Source organism: Noviherbaspirillum sp. UKPF54 (assembly GCF_007874125.1).
In the GTDB taxonomy this organism is placed as follows: domain Bacteria; phylum Pseudomonadota; class Gammaproteobacteria; order Burkholderiales; family Burkholderiaceae_D; genus Noviherbaspirillum.
On sequence record NZ_CP040128.1, the window covers coordinates 3214053 to 3229102 of the forward strand.

Genomic DNA, 15050 nt, shown 5'->3' on the forward strand with positions numbered 1-15050 from the left:
CTTACATCAAATAAAGTGCTCTGGTCTGGCATTGCGCTCGACTTCATTCGTTGCATCCGACCCTTGACTGGCTGTTGCATCAATTGCGGAGCACCCATCAGTTCATCCCTGAATCATGAGGAGTCGCGAATGAAAGTGCATAAAGAGGAACTTCAACAACGCCTGAGCTTCATTGACCGTACCATCGATCATGCGGTGCGCGCCGCCCAGTCGGACAATGGCGTGCCTACGGAATTGAAGCATTACGTGGATGAACTCGGCGAACGGGCGACGCAGGCGCAGCAGGCGCTGCAGTCGCGCGACGCCAGCCGCATCCGCGCCAGCGTTGAAGACCTCGCACGCACAAGTGACCATGCGCAGCGCAATCTCCGCCCGTCCGATGGCACCAACTACCAGCTGAAAAGCGCCGTCATCCTCACCCACATCGAGGTGTCGGCGCTGCGCTACCAGCTGGGTTGAGCAGGAAAGACGGTGCAAGCGGCAGACTGCCTGCAGTGGCGCACGGCCGCCGCTCCGGGACCGGAGCGGCGGCGCGAAGGCGGGAGCGGTTCCCGCCCGCGAATTTTTGCGCCGTCGGTTTCCTACGCCGCATGCTGCGAGCCCGGCGCAGCCGATTTCGGCGCATCGAATTCCTTCAGCAGCGACGCCTCCTTCTCCTTCGCCGCCTTCAGATTCCTTTCCTTCACATGACCGAAGCCGCGTATGTCTTCCGGAATGGAAGCAAGCGCGACCGCCTTGCCCAGATTGTCGGCACCGAGCTTCGGCAATAGCGCGCCGACCGTTTCCCGGTACTGCCCGATCAGCGCACGCTCGGTCTTGCGCTCGGCGGTATGGCCGAAGAGGTCGAACGCCGTGCCGCGCAAGAACTTGAACTTCGCCAGCACGCCGAACGCCTTCATCATCCACGGGCCGAATTCCTGCTTGACCAGGTGCCCTTCGGCGTCGCGCTTGGCGAACAGCGGGGGCGCGAGGTGGAACTTGAGCTTGTAGTCGCCTTCGAACATGCCGGCGATCTTGGCCTGGAACGCGGAGTCGGCATACAGGCGCGCCACCTCGTACTCGTCCTTGTAGGCCATCAGCTTGAACAGGTTGCGCGCCACCGCTTCGGTCAGGCGCAGCGGCTTGCCGCCGGCCACATCGCGCTCGGCGGTGCGCACTTTTTCAACGAAGTCGCGGTACTGCTGTGCATAGGCGGCGTCCTGGTACTGCGCGAGGAATTCAACGCGGGTGTCGATCACCTGCTCAAGCGACGGCGCGCGCTTGAATTCGACCACCTGGGCGATCCCCTGTGCCGCCGGGTCGTTCAGCTTCGCCAGGCGTTCCACTGCCGTCCAGTCATGCGCCGCGTTGCGGCCCCAGACGAAAGCCTGCTTGTTGAAATCGACCGATACGCCGTTCAGTTCGATCGCCCTGATCAGCGCTGCTTCCGACAGCGGCACCCAGCCTTTTTGCCAGACGTAGCCGAGCATGAACATGTTGCTGGCGATTGCGTCGCCCATCAATGCGGTGGCGACGCGGCCGGCATCGACGAAATCGACGCGATCGCTGCCGCAGGCATTGCGGATGTCGTTTTCGGCGGCCGCGCCCGGGAATTGCCAGTTCGGGTTCTTCACGAACGCGGCGGTGGGCGAGCCGGTGGTATTGACCGCCGCATGCGTGCGGCCCTCGCCCATGCGCGACAGCGCGTCGCGGCTGCCGGTGACGATCGCGTCGCAGCCGATCACCAGATCGGCCGCGCCGGTCCCGACGCGGGTCGAATAGATATCCTCCGGGCGGTCGGCCAGCCGCACATGCGACATCACCGCCCCGCCCTTCTGCGCCAGGCCGGTCATGTCGAGCACCGAGCAGCCCTTGCCTTCGACGTGCGCGGCCATCGCCAGGATCTGGCCGACCGTCACCACGCCGGTACCGCCCACGCCCGTGACCAGGATGCCGAACGGCTGCGCGGTGGACGGCAGCGCCGGCTGCGGCAGGTTACTGCCCTGCAGGATGGGCAGCTTCTTGGCGCCGGCGTCGTCGCTGACGGCGGCCTTCTTCGGCTTCTTCAGCTGACCGCCCTCGACCGTCACGAAGCTCGGACAGAAGCCCTTCACGCAGGAGAAATCCTTGTTGCAGCTCGACTGGTTGATCTGGCGCTTGCGGCCGAACTCCGTTTCCAGCGGCTCGACCGACAGGCAGTTCGACTGCACGCTGCAGTCGCCGCAGCCTTCGCACACGGCTTCATTGATCACCGCGCGCTTGGCCGGGTCGGGATATTCGCCTTTCTTGCGGCGGCGGCGCTTTTCGGAGGCGCAGGTCTGGTCGTAGATGATGGCCGACACGCCCGGCACCTCGCGCATTTCCTTCTGCACCGCGTCGAGTTCGTCACGATGCCGGATGGTGACGCCCGGTGCCCAGTTGGTATTGGCCGGGTATTTCTCCGGATCGTCGGTGACGACCACGATCGGGGTCACGCCTTCGGCCGCGATCTGGCGCGAGATCATGGCCGGATCGAGCGGCCCGTCCACATGCTGGCCGCCGGTCATCGCCACCGCGTCGTTGTACAGGATCTTGTAGGTCATGTTGACCTTGCCGGCGACGGCCGCGCGGATCGCCAGCAGGCCCGAGTGGAAGTAGGTGCCGTCACCGAGGTTGGCGAACACGTGCTTCTCGGTGGTGAACGGCGCATGCCCCACCCAGGTCACGCCTTCCGCGCCCATGTGCGTAAACGTCGAGGTTTGCCGGTCCATCCACAACACCATGTAGTGGCAGCCGATGCCGGCCAGCGCGCGGCTGCCTTCCGGTACCTTGGTCGAGGTGTTGTGCGGGCAGCCGGAGCAGAAGAACGGCGTGCGATCCTTGTTCGGATCGGGCTTGGGGCTGGCAGCCTTGAGCACGTTTTCCTTCGCTTCCAGGTAGGCGATGCGCTCGCGCACGCGCTGCTCGATCGGATGCCCGGCGAAGTATTTCGAGATGCGGGTGGCGATGGCGCGCGCGATCTGCGCCGGGTTCAGCTCGTAGCTCGCGGGCAGCAGCCAGGAACCATGCCCCTCGTGGTGCGGATTGCTCCATTCGCCGGTGTCGTCGAACTTGCCGACCACGCGCGGACGCACGTCGTCGCGCCAGTTGTACAGCTCTTCCTTGAGCTGATATTCGAGGATCTGGCGCTTTTCCTCGACCACGAGGATTTCTTCCAGGCCCTGCGCGAACTGGCGCACGCCTTCGGCTTCCAGCGGCCATGTCATGCCGACCTTGTACAGGCGGATGCCGATATCCTTGGCGACTTCCTCGTCGATGCCGAGGTCGGCCAGCGCCTGGCGTGTGTCGAGGTAGGATTTGCCGGCGGTGATGATGCCGATCTTGGCGCGCGGGCTGTCCCAGACGATCTGGTTGAGCTTGTTGGCGCGCACATAGGCCAGCGCGGCGTACCACTTGTAATTGTTCATCCGCGCTTCCTGCTCCAGCACGGCGTCCGGATAGCGGATGTTCAGGCCGCCCGGCGGCAGCTCGAAATCGGTCGGCAGCACAATCTGCACGCGGTCGGGATCGAGATCCACCGACGCCCCCGACTCGACGATGTCGGTGACGCACTTCATCGCCACCCACAATCCGGTGTAACGGGAAATCGCCCAGCCGTGCAGGCCGTAGTCGAGGTATTCCTGCACCGAGGAGGGATACAGCACCGGAATGCCGCAGGCTTTCAGGATGTGTTCGCTCTGGTGCGCGGTGGTGGACGATTTTGCCGCATGATCGTCGCCGGCCAGCACGAGTACACCACCATGCTTGTCCGTGCCGGCCATGTTGGCATGCTTGAAGACGTCGCCGCAGCGGTCCACGCCCGGCCCCTTGCCGTACCACATCGAAAACACGCCGTCGTATTTCGCGCCCGGGAAGAGATTCACCTGCTGCGTGCCCCAGACGGTAGTCGCGGCCAGGTCTTCGTTCATGCCGGGATGGAATTTGACGTGATGCGCTTCGAGATGCTTCTTCGCCTTCATCGCGGTCATGTCGACGCTGCCCAAGGGGGAACCGCGATAGCCGGTGATGTAGCCGGCGGTGTTCAGGCCGGCCTTCACGTCGCGCTGACGTTGCATGATCGCCAGGCGGATCAATGCCTGGGTGCCGGTGATGAAGGCGCGGCCGCGCTCCAGCGTGTACTTGTCGTCCAGGGTAATCGCGTCCAGCATCGGGCGGTTGGGGTCGAAAGGCATGTTCATGCGCGGTGTCTCCGTAGTTTTAATGTGCCGACGCCCGCAGTATAGTCAGCGGGGAAGGTATCGTAAAATTATGAATAATCATTGCAGGTATTAATAAAACACATGTCTGATAATGTTTCCCTGAGACAGCTGCGTTATTTCGTGGCGGCCGCCAAGGCGGGCCAGTTTTCGATGGCGGCGCGGGACGAACATGTGTCGCAATCGACTATTACCAACGCCGTGCTGGCGCTGGAGGACGAGCTCGGGATCAAGCTGTTCGACCGCCTGGCGCAGGGCGTGGCGCTGACCGCCGAAGGGCAGGATTTTTTCCATCATGCCTGCCATATCCTGGACTCGGTCCATGATGCAATCCATAAACCGCGCTTCCGAAAAGGCAATCTGCGCGGCAGCGTCCGGGTCGCCGCCTCCTATACGGTGCTCGGATACTTCCTTCCCGAACTGCTGGCGCGCTTCCGGGCCAGCTATCCCGATGTGGAAATCGACCTGCGCGACACCGACCGGCCAGGCATCGAAAGCGCCGTGCTGGCGCAGGAAGTCGATGTCGGCGTCGCGGTCGTGTCCAATGTGCAGAAACTGCAACGTTTTTCCCATGCGGTGCTGGTACGTTCGCGCCGGCAGCTTTGGGTGGCGCCGACGCATCCGCTGGCGCAGATTCCCGCCCCTTCGCTGGCCGACATCGCCGAGCATCCCTATATCCTGGTGACGGCCGACGAAGCGGAATCGTCCACCATGGCGTACTGGTCGGCCCGCAAACAGACGCCGCGCGTGGTGTTCAAAACCTCGTCGATCGAAGCGGTCCGTGGACTGGTCGCGCATGGCTTCGGCATTACGGTGTTATCGGACTTGGTGTTCCGGCCCTGGTCGCTGGAGGGCAAGCGCATCGAAGCGCGCCCCATCCTGGACGCAGTGCCGCATATGGAGGTCGGCGTCCTCTGGCATCCGGCAACACCGCTGAGCACGCCGGCAGAGGCATTCCTGCAGTTCCTGTTGCATGCCTATGGCAGCTAGCGCTCGGCCCGTCGCCGGATTGCGCGAATTTGTCGTAAGGGAAAAGATTTTCCGGCAGCGAGTGCCGCTTGGAACCGGGGAGCGTATTCATATTGTCTCCAAGCCAAAAATCGTGTCTTTGGGCGCGATGATTGCGCATTGAACGCTCAGGCCTTGTGGGCCGCGCGTTTCTTCTTTGGATATTTTGACATTAGCACAGCCCTATCCCATGCTCAATGCATATTGCAGCATTCGCCTTGCGGTAACAGCTGTAACAACTGGTAAATGCTTTATGGAAACATCCTGTCCTGCTCTTACAGTCAATTAAGGAAAGAAATTTATTGGGAGCACATCATGATGAAAGTCGTAGCCATTTGCGCGCTCATCGGTGCCTTGTTCGGCAGCGGCCTTGCCTATACCCAAGTCGTTCCAGGCAATGAAAGCCGGCCGGTGCGCGCAAAATATCTGGCGAAATTCGATGCGCAATTCAGCTCCGCCGACAAGGACGGCGACGGCGCCCTGACCAAGGCCGAAGCGCAGAACGCGGGCATGGGCCGCGTGGTCGAGAATTTCGACCGCCTCGACGCCAACAAGGATGGCAAGCTCACGCGCGACGAAATCCGCGCCATGATACGCAGCCGCGTCTCTAGCTGACCATCTCCTCCGGACACGCATTGGGCCGCAGGTTCGCTTCGCCCGGCAGCAGACTGTCGGCCGGCAAGGATTCCATCGTCTTCAAGCGCGCGTACACCGGCGCGAAATCCGGCTCGGTGGCCGCGAACAGGTGCTCGAAGTCGCGGATCACGAAATAGGTTTCCTGATACGAGTCGATCTTGTACCTGGTGCGCATGACGCGCTCGGCGTCGAGCAGGATGCGCCGCGGTTTCGGGCTGGTCAGGCAGTACCCGATCTCGCCGCCGGACGACAGGATGCCGGCGCCGTAAGCGCGCAAGCCCTGTTCGCCCTGGATCAGACCGAACTCCACGGTGTACCAGTACAGCCGCGCCAGGTAAGTCAATGCATCCAGCTTGAGTGCCTTCAGCCCGCCCCTGCCGTACTCCTGCAAGTGATCCGCGAAAATCGGGTTGAACAGGAGCGGCACATGCCCGAAGAAGTCGTGGAACACGTCCGGCTCGACGATGTAATCGAACTCGTGCGGCGCGCGCAGCCAGACCGTGACGGGAAAGCGGCGCGCGGCGAGGTGCTCGAAAAAGGTCAGGTCTGGGATCAGCCCCGGCACTGCGACCAGCTGCCAGCGGGTCGCCTTGTAGAGCGCGTCCGACGCGCGTTCGAACTGCGGGATGGCGTCGGCCGCATCGAGCCTGGCCAGCGCATCGATGAACTCATCGCAGGCGCGCCCCGGAACCAGTTTCGCCTGGCGCTGGTACAGGCGGCGCCACAGCGCGTGCTGCTCTGGCGTGTAAGCGCCCCAGTCCTGCCGCACGACGTAGCGTTCGTCGGCCGGGCTGTAATCGCCGCGCAGTTTTCCGCCGTCGGATTTTTCTTCCAGTGTCTTGAAAAAGTCGGCATGCTCGACCGTGGTGTTCATGTCGTGCTCTCCTATGCGGAAACACCCTCGTCTTTCAGCACCCCGCGTCGGATCTGGTCCAGCTCGATCGACTCGAACAGCGCGCGGAAATTGCCTTCGCCAAAGCCCTGGTCGCCCTTGCGCTGGATGATCTCGAAGAAGATCGGGCCGATCACGGTTTGCGTGAAGATCTGCAGCAGCAGCTCGCGCCTGCTCGCATTGCTGTTGCCGTCGATGAGGATGCGCAGTCGCCGCAAGTCGTCGAGGCGCTCCCCATGCCCCGGCAGGCGCTTGTCGACCAGGTCGTAATAGGTGTCGATCGTGTCCTGGAACGCCACGCCCTTCGCCTTCATCTGTGCGACGGTGGCATAGACGTCGTCCGTGCCCAGCGCCACGTGCTGGATGCCCTCGCCGTGGTACAGGTCGAGGTATTCGGCGATCTGCGACTTGTCGTCGGACGATTCGTTGATCGGGATGCGGATCTTGCCGCAGGGAGAAGTCATCGCCTTCGACTTCAGGCCGGTGAGCTTGCCTTCGATGTCGAAATAGCGGATCTCGCGGAAATTGAACAGGCGCTCGTAAAACTCCGCCCATTCCTTCATGCGGCCGCGATGCACGTTGTGCGTGAGGTGGTCGATGTAGGTGAGGCCGTCGCCCTGCGGATCGGACTGTGCGCCAGGAATCGCGACGAAGTCCACGTCATAGATGCTGATGTCGCCGATGGCGCCCGGCGCAACGCCATTGCCGCCTTCCTTGCCGCGCCAGCGGTCGACGAAGTAGATCAGCGAATCGCCGATGCCCTTGATGGCCGGGATGTTCAGCTCCATCGGCCCGGTCTTGTTGTCGAAGCCCCAGGCGCCCAGTTCGAGCGCGCGCCGGTACGCATAGGCGGCATCCTGCACGCGAAACGCGATGGCGCAGATCGAGGGCCCGTGCTGGCGCGCGAAGCGCTGCGCGAACGAATCCTGTTCCGCATTGATGATGAAGTTGATGCCGCCCTGGCGGTACAGCGTCACGTCCTTGTGGCGATGGCGCGCAATCGCGGTGAAGCCCATCTGCTCGAACAGCGCGCCGAGCGCCTTCGGATCGGGCGCAGCGTACTCGATGAACTCGAAGCCGTCGGTGCCCATCGGGTTGTCCCATGGCTGGAAATCCATGCTTGTCTCCTGTTTTTTATATAAAAAGCTCAGTACAGTATAGACAAGGCGCCAAGGCATTAAATTGCGAATGCTGCCCGCTGTTCGCCGATTTGAGCAATAATGTATTTCACATACACTTTCGCGTGGATGATTATGCCAAGACCGGAACTCGACAAAACCGACCGGAAGATTCTTTCGATCCTGCAATCGAATGGACGGCTGAGCAACCAGGAAGTGGCCGAGCGCGTCAACCTGTCGCCCTCGCCCTGCCTGCGCCGCATCCGGAACCTGGAAGAATCGGGCGTGATCCGCCAGTACGTGGCACTGCTCGACCCGGACAAGATCGGGCTCGGGCTGCTCGCCTACGTCAACGTGCGGCTGGAAAAGCACAGCGACACGCCGCCCGGCGGAGCCCGTTCGCCGCGCTCCGATTTCGCCGCGTCGGTCGAACACTGGCCGGAAGTGGTGGCCTGCTACGCGATGACCGGTGAAATGGATTACCTGCTGCGCGTGCACGTGGAAGACATGGAGCACTTCTCGCATTTCATGATGGAGACGCTGCTCAAGCACCCGGCCGTGCTGGATGTGAAGTCGAGCTTCGCGCTGCAGCGCATCAAGGACACGACCGCGTTGCCGCTGGTCTGAGCGCAATCCAGCGGCACAGGTCGTGCGGAGAAAGCGGACGGCTGAAATAAAAACCCTGGCCCACGTCGCATTGCTGCGCGCGCAGGAAGTCGAGCTGGTGCGGATGTTCGATGCCTTCGGCTACTACGGTCAGATGCAACGCCCGGCCGATATGGATGACGGCCGACGCCAGTTCGCGATCGTCCTGCCGCTCGTCGAGATGGCACACGAAGCTTTGGTCCAGCTTCAGTTCCTGCACCGGGAAGCGCTTCAGATAGCCCAGGCTGGAGTACCCGGTCCCGAAGTCGTCGATGGCGAGCTTGACCCCGATGGCACTCAGCTTGGAGAGCGTGTCGCGCACCCGCTCGTTATCGTCGAGCACGCTGCTTTCCGTGATTTCGAGGATGAGCGTTGACGGCGGCAGCGCGTGCCGGCGCAAGGCGTCCTCGACCAGAGCCGGCAACTCCTTGCGTGTCAATTGCCGGGCCGAGACATTGACTTCGATTGCAGGGACCGGAACGCCGGCGGCCCGCCATTCGGCCAGCTGCCGGCAGGCTTCATCCAGCACCCACAGGCCAAGTTCGTGAATCAGGCCGGTTTCTTCCGCAACCGGGATGAAGCGGGACGGCGAAATGTCCCCCAACTGCGGATCGTACCAGCGCGCCAGCGCCTCGACGCCGTACATCTCCCCGTCCGCCAGGGCCAGCTTGGGCTGGTAATGGAGGTTCAGGCGCCGCTGCGCCAGCGCATCGCGCAACGCATGTTCCAGCGCGGCCAGTTCCTGAATCTCCGCATTCATCTCACGGCTGAAGAAGCGATAGTTGCCGCGCCCGGCGGCCTTGGCCTGGTGCATCGCCATGTCCGCATAGCGCAGGAGGGTGTCGAAGTCGGACGCGTCGTCCGGATACATGCTGATGCCGATGCTGGCCGAGCCGGTAAAGTGCCGGGCATTCAAGGCCACCGGGCTGGCGGCGATGCCGATCAGGCGCTGCGCCAGTTGCGAGGCCTGATGCACGTCGCACGACGGCAGCACGGCGGCGAATTCGTCGCCGCCTATCCTTGCCAGCGTATCCCCCTGTCGCACCACCTCCTCGATCCGGACTGCCATCGTCTTGAGGAACGCGTCGCCGGCGTCATGGCCTAACGCGTCGTTGACGGTCTTGAAGCGGTCGAAATCGATCAGCAGCACCGCGACCGAGGCAGTGGCATGCGCCGCATTGGCCAGCGCCACCGCGCCGCGGTCCAGCAGCAGCCGGCGGTTGGGCAAGCCGGTCAGCGGGTCATAGAAGGCCAAGTCGTGCAGGCGCTTGTCCGCCTCGCCGCGCTCAAGCGCGATCGCTACCAGGCGGGAGCACACTTCCACCATTTGCTTGTGAAAGTCGGAAGGCTCGCGCGGCTGGCGATAATACATCGCAAACGAGCCGACCGCGCGCCCGTCGCGCGCCACGATGGGGTGCGACCAGCACGCGACGAGCCCGATCGGCAAGACCATATCGCGGTAGTTTTCCCACAGCGGGTCATGCGCGATATCGGACACTTCCACCGGCTGGTTGAAGTACAGCGCGGTACCGCAGGAGCCGGCCTTAGGCCCGATCGGCTGGCCGTCGATCGCCTCGGAATAACTTTTCGGAATGCTCGGCGCCGCGACTACGTGCACCCTGTCCTGCCCGTCCACCAGGATGACAGAGCACAGGAGTTCGGGCGCCATGCGCTCCACCTCGATACAGAGTTGATCGAGCAGCCGCTCGATCGGCTCGCCGCGGGACAGCGATTCCAGCAGATTGTGCTGCAGCCGGAACAGGTCTTCGGTCCGCACCTGCGTCGTCACGCCCTGCAGGAAGAGCGCGAAGGCATGCGTACTGTCGCCGGCCAGGCACTGGATATGGGCTTCTGCCGCAGCGCTGCCCTCGTTGGCCATGCGGATCGTCGCATTCAAGTGCGCCGTTTTTCCGTTGACAAGGGAAGCGGCCAGCGCGCTCCATGCCCGCGGCTGCAATTCCACAATATAGTCGCCGACGGCCTTTCCCATTATCTGGCGCATCGGCGCGCCCAGCAGGCAGCCTGCCGCCTCATTGACATGCGTAATGACGCCGTGCACATCGACCCAAAGAATGGCAAGCGCATACTGCTGCGCCATCAACCAAAAGGGATCCTGCATTGCTGTCACCGTTTGCGGATAACGAGAATGGCAGTTGCGGCTGCAACAGTGACAGCCGCGGCCAGCTTGACCGCCCTTCTTCATATTACGCCGGATGGAACATGGGGCGTGTGCGTTTTTCGCCTCATTGCGGGCGGAAACAAAAGGAGGGGAAGAAGGAAGATGGCCCGGAATCGGGCCGGATGCGTTAGATAGCTGCGCCGGCGAGGGGCAGGAAATGCCCTGCCACCAGCCGGTTCGCCGGGATTGATTTACTTGCCCTTGATTCCAGGCAGCTTGCGCAACAACTTTACCGCCGCCTTGGTGTTGGCCTTGAAGGTGTAATCGAACGTGGCGAATTGCTCCTCCACCGCTTCCTGCAAGATACTGCCGGGATTGGCCGGTGTCAGTTTCAGATAAGCGTCGGCTTCGCCATAGCCGCGCTGGATTTCCATGCCCGCCTTTTTCGCGATATGGATCATGGTCTGGTTGGACGACAGGCAATGCATGTACAGGATATCGACATCTTCATTGCGGCAATGGATTGCCGCGCGCTCGAACAGCTTGGTGCCGATCCCCAAGCCGCGCGCAGTCGCCGCCACCGATACGCCGAATTCGGCAATGCGCGCCTTCAGGGTCGCATCGCTTAACGATGGCATCGCTTCTTTTGCCGCAAACGCCAGGTGGCCGACACCCAGCAAGTCGAGGTTGCTATCATACACGCCGAATACCTTGTCGCGCGCGAAATCCAGCTTTTGCACGTAGCGCGTCACCAGTTCGTCCGGCAAAACAGTGCCAAAGCGCAACAACCGGTCGCTATCGTCGAGCGCGAGAAAATGCATCAGCAGGCGGCGCCGGTCGCGTTCCGACAATTCCTTGACGCGGATAATGGGTTTTTCAGAAGGTTGATCGAGGCTCATTGCTACCAAAGGAGGGAAATCTGCATTCGGGGAATAGGTCGATCTCATGATGATGAAGTCCTATAAAACCGCGCATGATTGTGCAGCGCACAATGACATTCTAAGCGATAAGCCGAAATGGTTACAGCACCTACATCTTAAATATCGCCTATTTGACTGAAATCAAGTTTAAGCACTTATTTTTCTAACAACCCTGTTACGTAAAACCCACAGTTGCGCAGTGTTTGCCTCCGCTCAACAATCCGGTCGGCTAATATATTTCCAGGAGGAAAATATGAAGAAACACTGGCGCGCCGCGATGTCGGCATTGCTGGCAGCGACGAGCTTGACGGCGGCAGCCGAAGAAGGCGTTACCGACAACAGCATTATTCTGGGAGAAACGATCGGCGTCACCGGCATCATTGCCGGCCCCGTGAAAGAAATGATCGAAGGCGCGCAGGCGTATTTTGCCTCGGTCAACAAGCAGGGCGGCGTGCATGGACGCAAGATCGAAGTGCGGGTAATGGACGACAAGTTCGACCCGGCCACCGCCGCCGCCAACGCGGAAACCCTGATCAAGAAGGAACACGTGTTTGCGCTGTTCCAGAACCGCGGCACGCCGCATACCGAAGCGATCCTGCCGATCCTGGCCGCCAGCCGGGTGCCGCTGATCGCGCCCAGCACCGGCGCGGCGATCTTCCATACGCCGGTGAATCACTGGGTGTTCCACATCCGCGCCAAATACCAGGACGAAGTCGCCAAGGGCGTCGAGCACTTCGCCACCGTCGGCCTGTCGGCCATCGGCTTGCTGCACGTGGACGATTCATTCGGCCGCGACGGCCTGGAAGGTTTCAACAAGGCGATGGCCGCGCGCCAGCTGACGCCGGTGATCACTACCAAATTCGACCGGGTCAAGCCGGACTACGAAGCGACCGCCGTGCAAGTCATCAAGGCCAACCCGAGCGCCTTGATCATCGTCAGCTCGGCCAAGAACACCATCGAAGTGATCAAGGCGATTCGCAGGCAAGGCGGGAAAATGCAGATCATGACGCTGTCGAACAACTCCTCGCAGGCCTTCGTCAAGGAGCTGGGCGCGGCCGGCGTCGGCGTCGTCGTGTCGCAAATCACGCCGGCGCCCGACCTGTTGTCGACGATGCTGGGACAGGAGTTCAAGGCTGCGGCGAAAGCGAACAACGCCACGGTGTCCTATGCCGCGATGGAAGGCTTCGTCAATGCCAAGGTGTTGGTCGAAGGCTTGCGCCGCGCCGGCCGCAATCTCACGCGCGAGAGCTTCATCCATGCGATGGAATCGATGCAGCGCACCGACTTCGGTGGCCTGATGGTGACTTACGGGCCGGAAGATCACAGCGGCAGCGAGTTCGTGGAACTCACCATGATCGGCCGCGACGGACGCTTCGTGCGCTAATCCATGCCGGAGGCGGCTCCTCCGGCTGTTCCCCGTTTTACGTTACGCACTGCATCCACGCGCGCGGCATGCACCGCTTCCGGGATGCGCTGCGGCTGGTCGACATGGCGTCGCGCCACATCGCCGGCGTTCACGGCCTGCGCCGCGCGCAGGGCGTCGCGCAGGCAATCCTCCTGCGGAAAAGGCTGATCTTCGAAGCCGGTGCGCCCGCGCTGGTCGCATTCGCAGGCATGCAGCAGGTCGATGAAGCGCTGCGGCTTGCGGAAGGCGTCGCAGCGCTCGAGCAGGGTCACGATGGTATTCGGCCGCAGCTCCAGCGCGCGCGCCACGTTGCCGTGCTCTCGCGCCGTCATCACGGCCAGGTCGCGGCACTCGTTCGGAATCTTCAGACGGCGACAGACCTGCTCCACCAGCTTGACGCTCAGCGCCTCGTGGCCGAGGTGTTTCGGCCAATGCTGCGGGTCGGTTGCGCCCTTGCCCAGGTCGTGCAGCAATGCAGCGCAGCGGATCGGCAAGCCGTAGCCGCGCCGCGCCGCATAATCAACCACCATCATCACATGTGCACCGGTATCGATTTCAGGATGGTGCGGCGCCGGCTGCGGCACGCCCCACAGGACATTCAGCTCGGGCAGGATGCGTTCCAGCGCGCCGCAGTCGCGCAGCACCTGGAACATGCGCGACGGCTGCCTTTCCATCAGGCCGCGCGCCAGTTCCTGCCACACCCGCTCCGGCACCAGCGCATCGACTTCCCCGGCGTCCACCATGCGGCGCATGAGCGCATTGGTTTCAGGCGCCACGGTAAATTGCGTGAAGCGCGCGGCAAAACGCGCCACGCGCAGGATGCGCACCGGATCTTCGGCGAACGCTTCCGATACATGGCGGAACACCTGTGCCTGCAGGTCGCGCTGCCCGCCGAACGGGTCGACGATGGCGCCGTCCTCGCCCCGCGCCATCGCATTGATGGTCAGGTCGCGCCGCACCAGGTCCTGCTCGAGGGTGATGTCGGGCTCCGCATGAAACACGAATCCCTTGTAGCCGGGCGCGGTCTTGCGCTCGGTGCGCGCCAGCGCGTATTCCTCGTGCGTGACCGGATGCAGGAACACCGGGAAGTCCTTGCCGACCGGCGTGAAGCCCCGCGCGATCATGTCGTCGGGCGTGGCGCCGACGACCACGTGGTCGTGATCCTGGACCGGCAGGCCGAGCAGTTCATCGCGCACCGCGCCGCCGACGATGTAGGTTTTCATGTCCGCTCCGGCAGGCGTTCAGAAGTCGCCATCAATCCGGATAGACGTCGTATTTTTCCAGGCGTTCCTGCTCCGCGAGCGCTTCCCGCATCCACCGCGCCACCGCCGGGTGCGCAACCACGCGGTCCATGTAGGCTTGCAGCGCGGGCGCCATCCAGACGCCATAGGTGCGGAAGCGCATGACGACCGGCGAGAAAAAGGCATCGGCGATCGAGAAGTCGCCGAACAGGAACTGGTGCGGCCCGGAACGCGCCAGGCAGTCTTCCCAGATTTCGCAGATGCGGCTGATATCGTTCTGGGCCGCCGGCGTGCGTCCCTTGCCGGGAAAGCTGGCGCGGATATTCATCCACATCGCGCTGCGCAGGCCGGTAAAGCCGGAATGCATTTCCGCGCAAATCGAGCGCGCCATCGCGCGCGCCTCGACATCCTGTGGCCACATGCCCTTGTCGGGAAACTGCTCGGCCAGATATTCGCAGATCGCCAGCGAATCCCACACCGTCGTGGTGCCGGACACCAGCACCGGCACCCGTCCGGCGGAGGAGTACTGTCCGATGCGCGCCGACGTGTCGGGCCGGTCGAGCCCGATGCGCACTTCCTCGAACGGAATGCCGAAGGCGGTCATCGCCACCCACGGACGCATCGACCACGACGAATAATTCTTGTTGCCGATGACGAGCTTCAGGCCCGCCTTTTCAGCGGCGGAAAGGGTTTGGGAGAGCGTCGGGTCGAGTTCGGTCGTTTGCATAAATCCTGTCCAGTGATCTGTTTTTCACGTGCAATTTTCGCACGCCGCCGCGCGGCGGACGCGGCGCCTGGTGAGAATAATGCGTTTTGCTTATTTTTGCCAAACGCGCGGCGACGGCGTCTCCG

At 62.6% G+C, this 15050-nt stretch carries 12 protein-coding genes; 5 read left to right on the top strand and 7 right to left on the bottom strand.

Annotation, left to right across the window (positions count from 1 at the left end; all coding sequences use genetic code 11):
- Positions 1-129 precede the first annotated feature (129 nt).
- On the top strand, positions 130-459 hold the full coding sequence (locus FAY22_RS14780) for a hypothetical protein (protein WP_146330914.1): 330 nt from the start codon (positions 130-132) through the stop codon (positions 457-459).
- Positions 460-581: 122 nt separating this feature from the next.
- Here the strand turns inward: FAY22_RS14780 and FAY22_RS14785 are convergent, their stop codons facing one another.
- On the bottom strand, positions 582-4196 hold the full coding sequence (locus FAY22_RS14785; RefSeq protein ID WP_146330915.1) for an indolepyruvate ferredoxin oxidoreductase family protein: 3615 nt from the start codon (positions 4194-4196) through the stop codon (positions 582-584).
- A 102-nt stretch (positions 4197-4298) separates the two neighbouring features.
- Here FAY22_RS14785 and FAY22_RS14790 point away from each other — a divergent pair, with 102 nt between their 5' ends.
- Positions 4299-5204, top strand: a complete 906-nt coding sequence (locus tag FAY22_RS14790; RefSeq protein WP_146330916.1) for a LysR family transcriptional regulator — start codon at positions 4299-4301, stop codon at positions 5202-5204.
- Between the two features lie 333 nt (positions 5205-5537).
- On the top strand, positions 5538-5837 hold the full coding sequence (locus FAY22_RS22675; RefSeq protein ID WP_371417298.1) for a hypothetical protein: 300 nt from the start codon (positions 5538-5540) through the stop codon (positions 5835-5837).
- On the opposite strand, the gene phhA is transcribed toward FAY22_RS22675, so the two are convergent.
- Both phhA and hppD read right to left on the bottom strand, forming a co-directional pair.
- A complete protein-coding gene (gene phhA, locus FAY22_RS14800) occupies positions 5830-6732 on the bottom strand; it encodes a phenylalanine 4-monooxygenase (protein ID WP_146330918.1) in 903 nt (300 codons plus the stop codon). The genes FAY22_RS22675 and phhA overlap by 8 nt on opposite strands.
- A gap of 11 nt (positions 6733-6743) precedes the next feature.
- Positions 6744-7868 (bottom strand): 4-hydroxyphenylpyruvate dioxygenase, encoded by a 1125-nt coding sequence (hppD, locus tag FAY22_RS14805; RefSeq protein WP_146330919.1) that lies wholly within the window; start codon positions 7866-7868, stop codon positions 6744-6746.
- A 135-nt stretch (positions 7869-8003) separates the two neighbouring features.
- Between hppD and FAY22_RS14810 the strand changes: the two genes are divergently transcribed.
- Positions 8004-8495, top strand: a complete 492-nt coding sequence (locus FAY22_RS14810) for an Lrp/AsnC family transcriptional regulator (protein WP_146330920.1) — start codon at positions 8004-8006, stop codon at positions 8493-8495.
- Here FAY22_RS14810 and FAY22_RS14815 read toward each other — a convergent pair.
- Together FAY22_RS14815 and FAY22_RS14820 are read right to left on the bottom strand one after the other, a co-directional pair.
- Entirely contained in the window at positions 8464-10632 is a 2169-nt protein-coding gene (locus tag FAY22_RS14815) for a bifunctional diguanylate cyclase/phosphodiesterase (protein ID WP_168204845.1), read from the bottom strand. The two genes, FAY22_RS14810 and FAY22_RS14815, sit on opposite strands and share 32 nt — an antisense overlap.
- A 251-nt stretch (positions 10633-10883) precedes the next feature.
- Positions 10884-11531 carry a GNAT family N-acetyltransferase gene (locus FAY22_RS14820; protein ID WP_146330922.1) on the bottom strand — a complete coding sequence of 216 codons (648 nt, stop codon included), beginning with the start codon at positions 11529-11531 and terminating at the stop codon, positions 10884-10886.
- A 274-nt stretch (positions 11532-11805) separates the two neighbouring features.
- Here FAY22_RS14820 and FAY22_RS14825 point away from each other — a divergent pair, with 274 nt between their 5' ends.
- On the top strand, positions 11806-12936 hold the full coding sequence (locus FAY22_RS14825; RefSeq protein ID WP_146330923.1) for an ABC transporter substrate-binding protein: 1131 nt from the start codon (positions 11806-11808) through the stop codon (positions 12934-12936).
- On the opposite strand, the gene FAY22_RS14830 is transcribed toward FAY22_RS14825, so the two are convergent.
- Both FAY22_RS14830 and FAY22_RS14835 read right to left on the bottom strand, forming a co-directional pair.
- A complete protein-coding gene (locus FAY22_RS14830) occupies positions 12933-14180 on the bottom strand; it encodes a multifunctional CCA addition/repair protein (RefSeq protein ID WP_146330924.1) in 1248 nt (415 codons plus the stop codon). The genes FAY22_RS14825 and FAY22_RS14830 overlap by 4 nt on opposite strands.
- A gap of 31 nt (positions 14181-14211) precedes the next feature.
- Positions 14212-14925 (bottom strand): glutathione S-transferase family protein, encoded by a 714-nt coding sequence (locus FAY22_RS14835; RefSeq protein ID WP_146330925.1) that lies wholly within the window; start codon positions 14923-14925, stop codon positions 14212-14214.
- Between the last annotated feature and the right edge of the window lie 125 nt (positions 14926-15050).

Bases quoted from the DNA above. Each gene is read 5' to 3' on its own strand.
- FAY22_RS14780 (WP_146330914.1), top strand. From the start codon at position 130: ATGAAAGTGCATAAAGAGGAACTTCAACAACGCCTGAGCTTCATTGAC.
- FAY22_RS14785 (WP_146330915.1), bottom strand. From the start codon at position 4,196: ATGAACATGCCTTTCGACCCCAACCGCCCGATGCTGGACGCGATTACC.
- FAY22_RS14790 (WP_146330916.1), top strand. From the start codon at position 4,299: ATGTCTGATAATGTTTCCCTGAGACAGCTGCGTTATTTCGTGGCGGCC.
- FAY22_RS22675 (WP_371417298.1), top strand. From the start codon at position 5,538: ATGATGAAAGTCGTAGCCATTTGCGCGCTCATCGGTGCCTTGTTCGGC.
- phhA (WP_146330918.1), bottom strand. From the start codon at position 6,732: ATGAACACCACGGTCGAGCATGCCGACTTTTTCAAGACACTGGAAGAA.
- hppD (WP_146330919.1), bottom strand. From the start codon at position 7,868: ATGGATTTCCAGCCATGGGACAACCCGATGGGCACCGACGGCTTCGAG.
- FAY22_RS14810 (WP_146330920.1), top strand. From the start codon at position 8,004: ATGCCAAGACCGGAACTCGACAAAACCGACCGGAAGATTCTTTCGATC.
- FAY22_RS14815 (WP_168204845.1), bottom strand. From the start codon at position 10,632: ATGCAGGATCCCTTTTGGTTGATGGCGCAGCAGTATGCGCTTGCCATT.
- FAY22_RS14820 (WP_146330922.1), bottom strand. From the start codon at position 11,531: ATGAGCCTCGATCAACCTTCTGAAAAACCCATTATCCGCGTCAAGGAA.
- FAY22_RS14825 (WP_146330923.1), top strand. From the start codon at position 11,806: ATGAAGAAACACTGGCGCGCCGCGATGTCGGCATTGCTGGCAGCGACG.
- FAY22_RS14830 (WP_146330924.1), bottom strand. From the start codon at position 14,180: ATGAAAACCTACATCGTCGGCGGCGCGGTGCGCGATGAACTGCTCGGC.
- FAY22_RS14835 (WP_146330925.1), bottom strand. From the start codon at position 14,925: ATGCAAACGACCGAACTCGACCCGACGCTCTCCCAAACCCTTTCCGCC.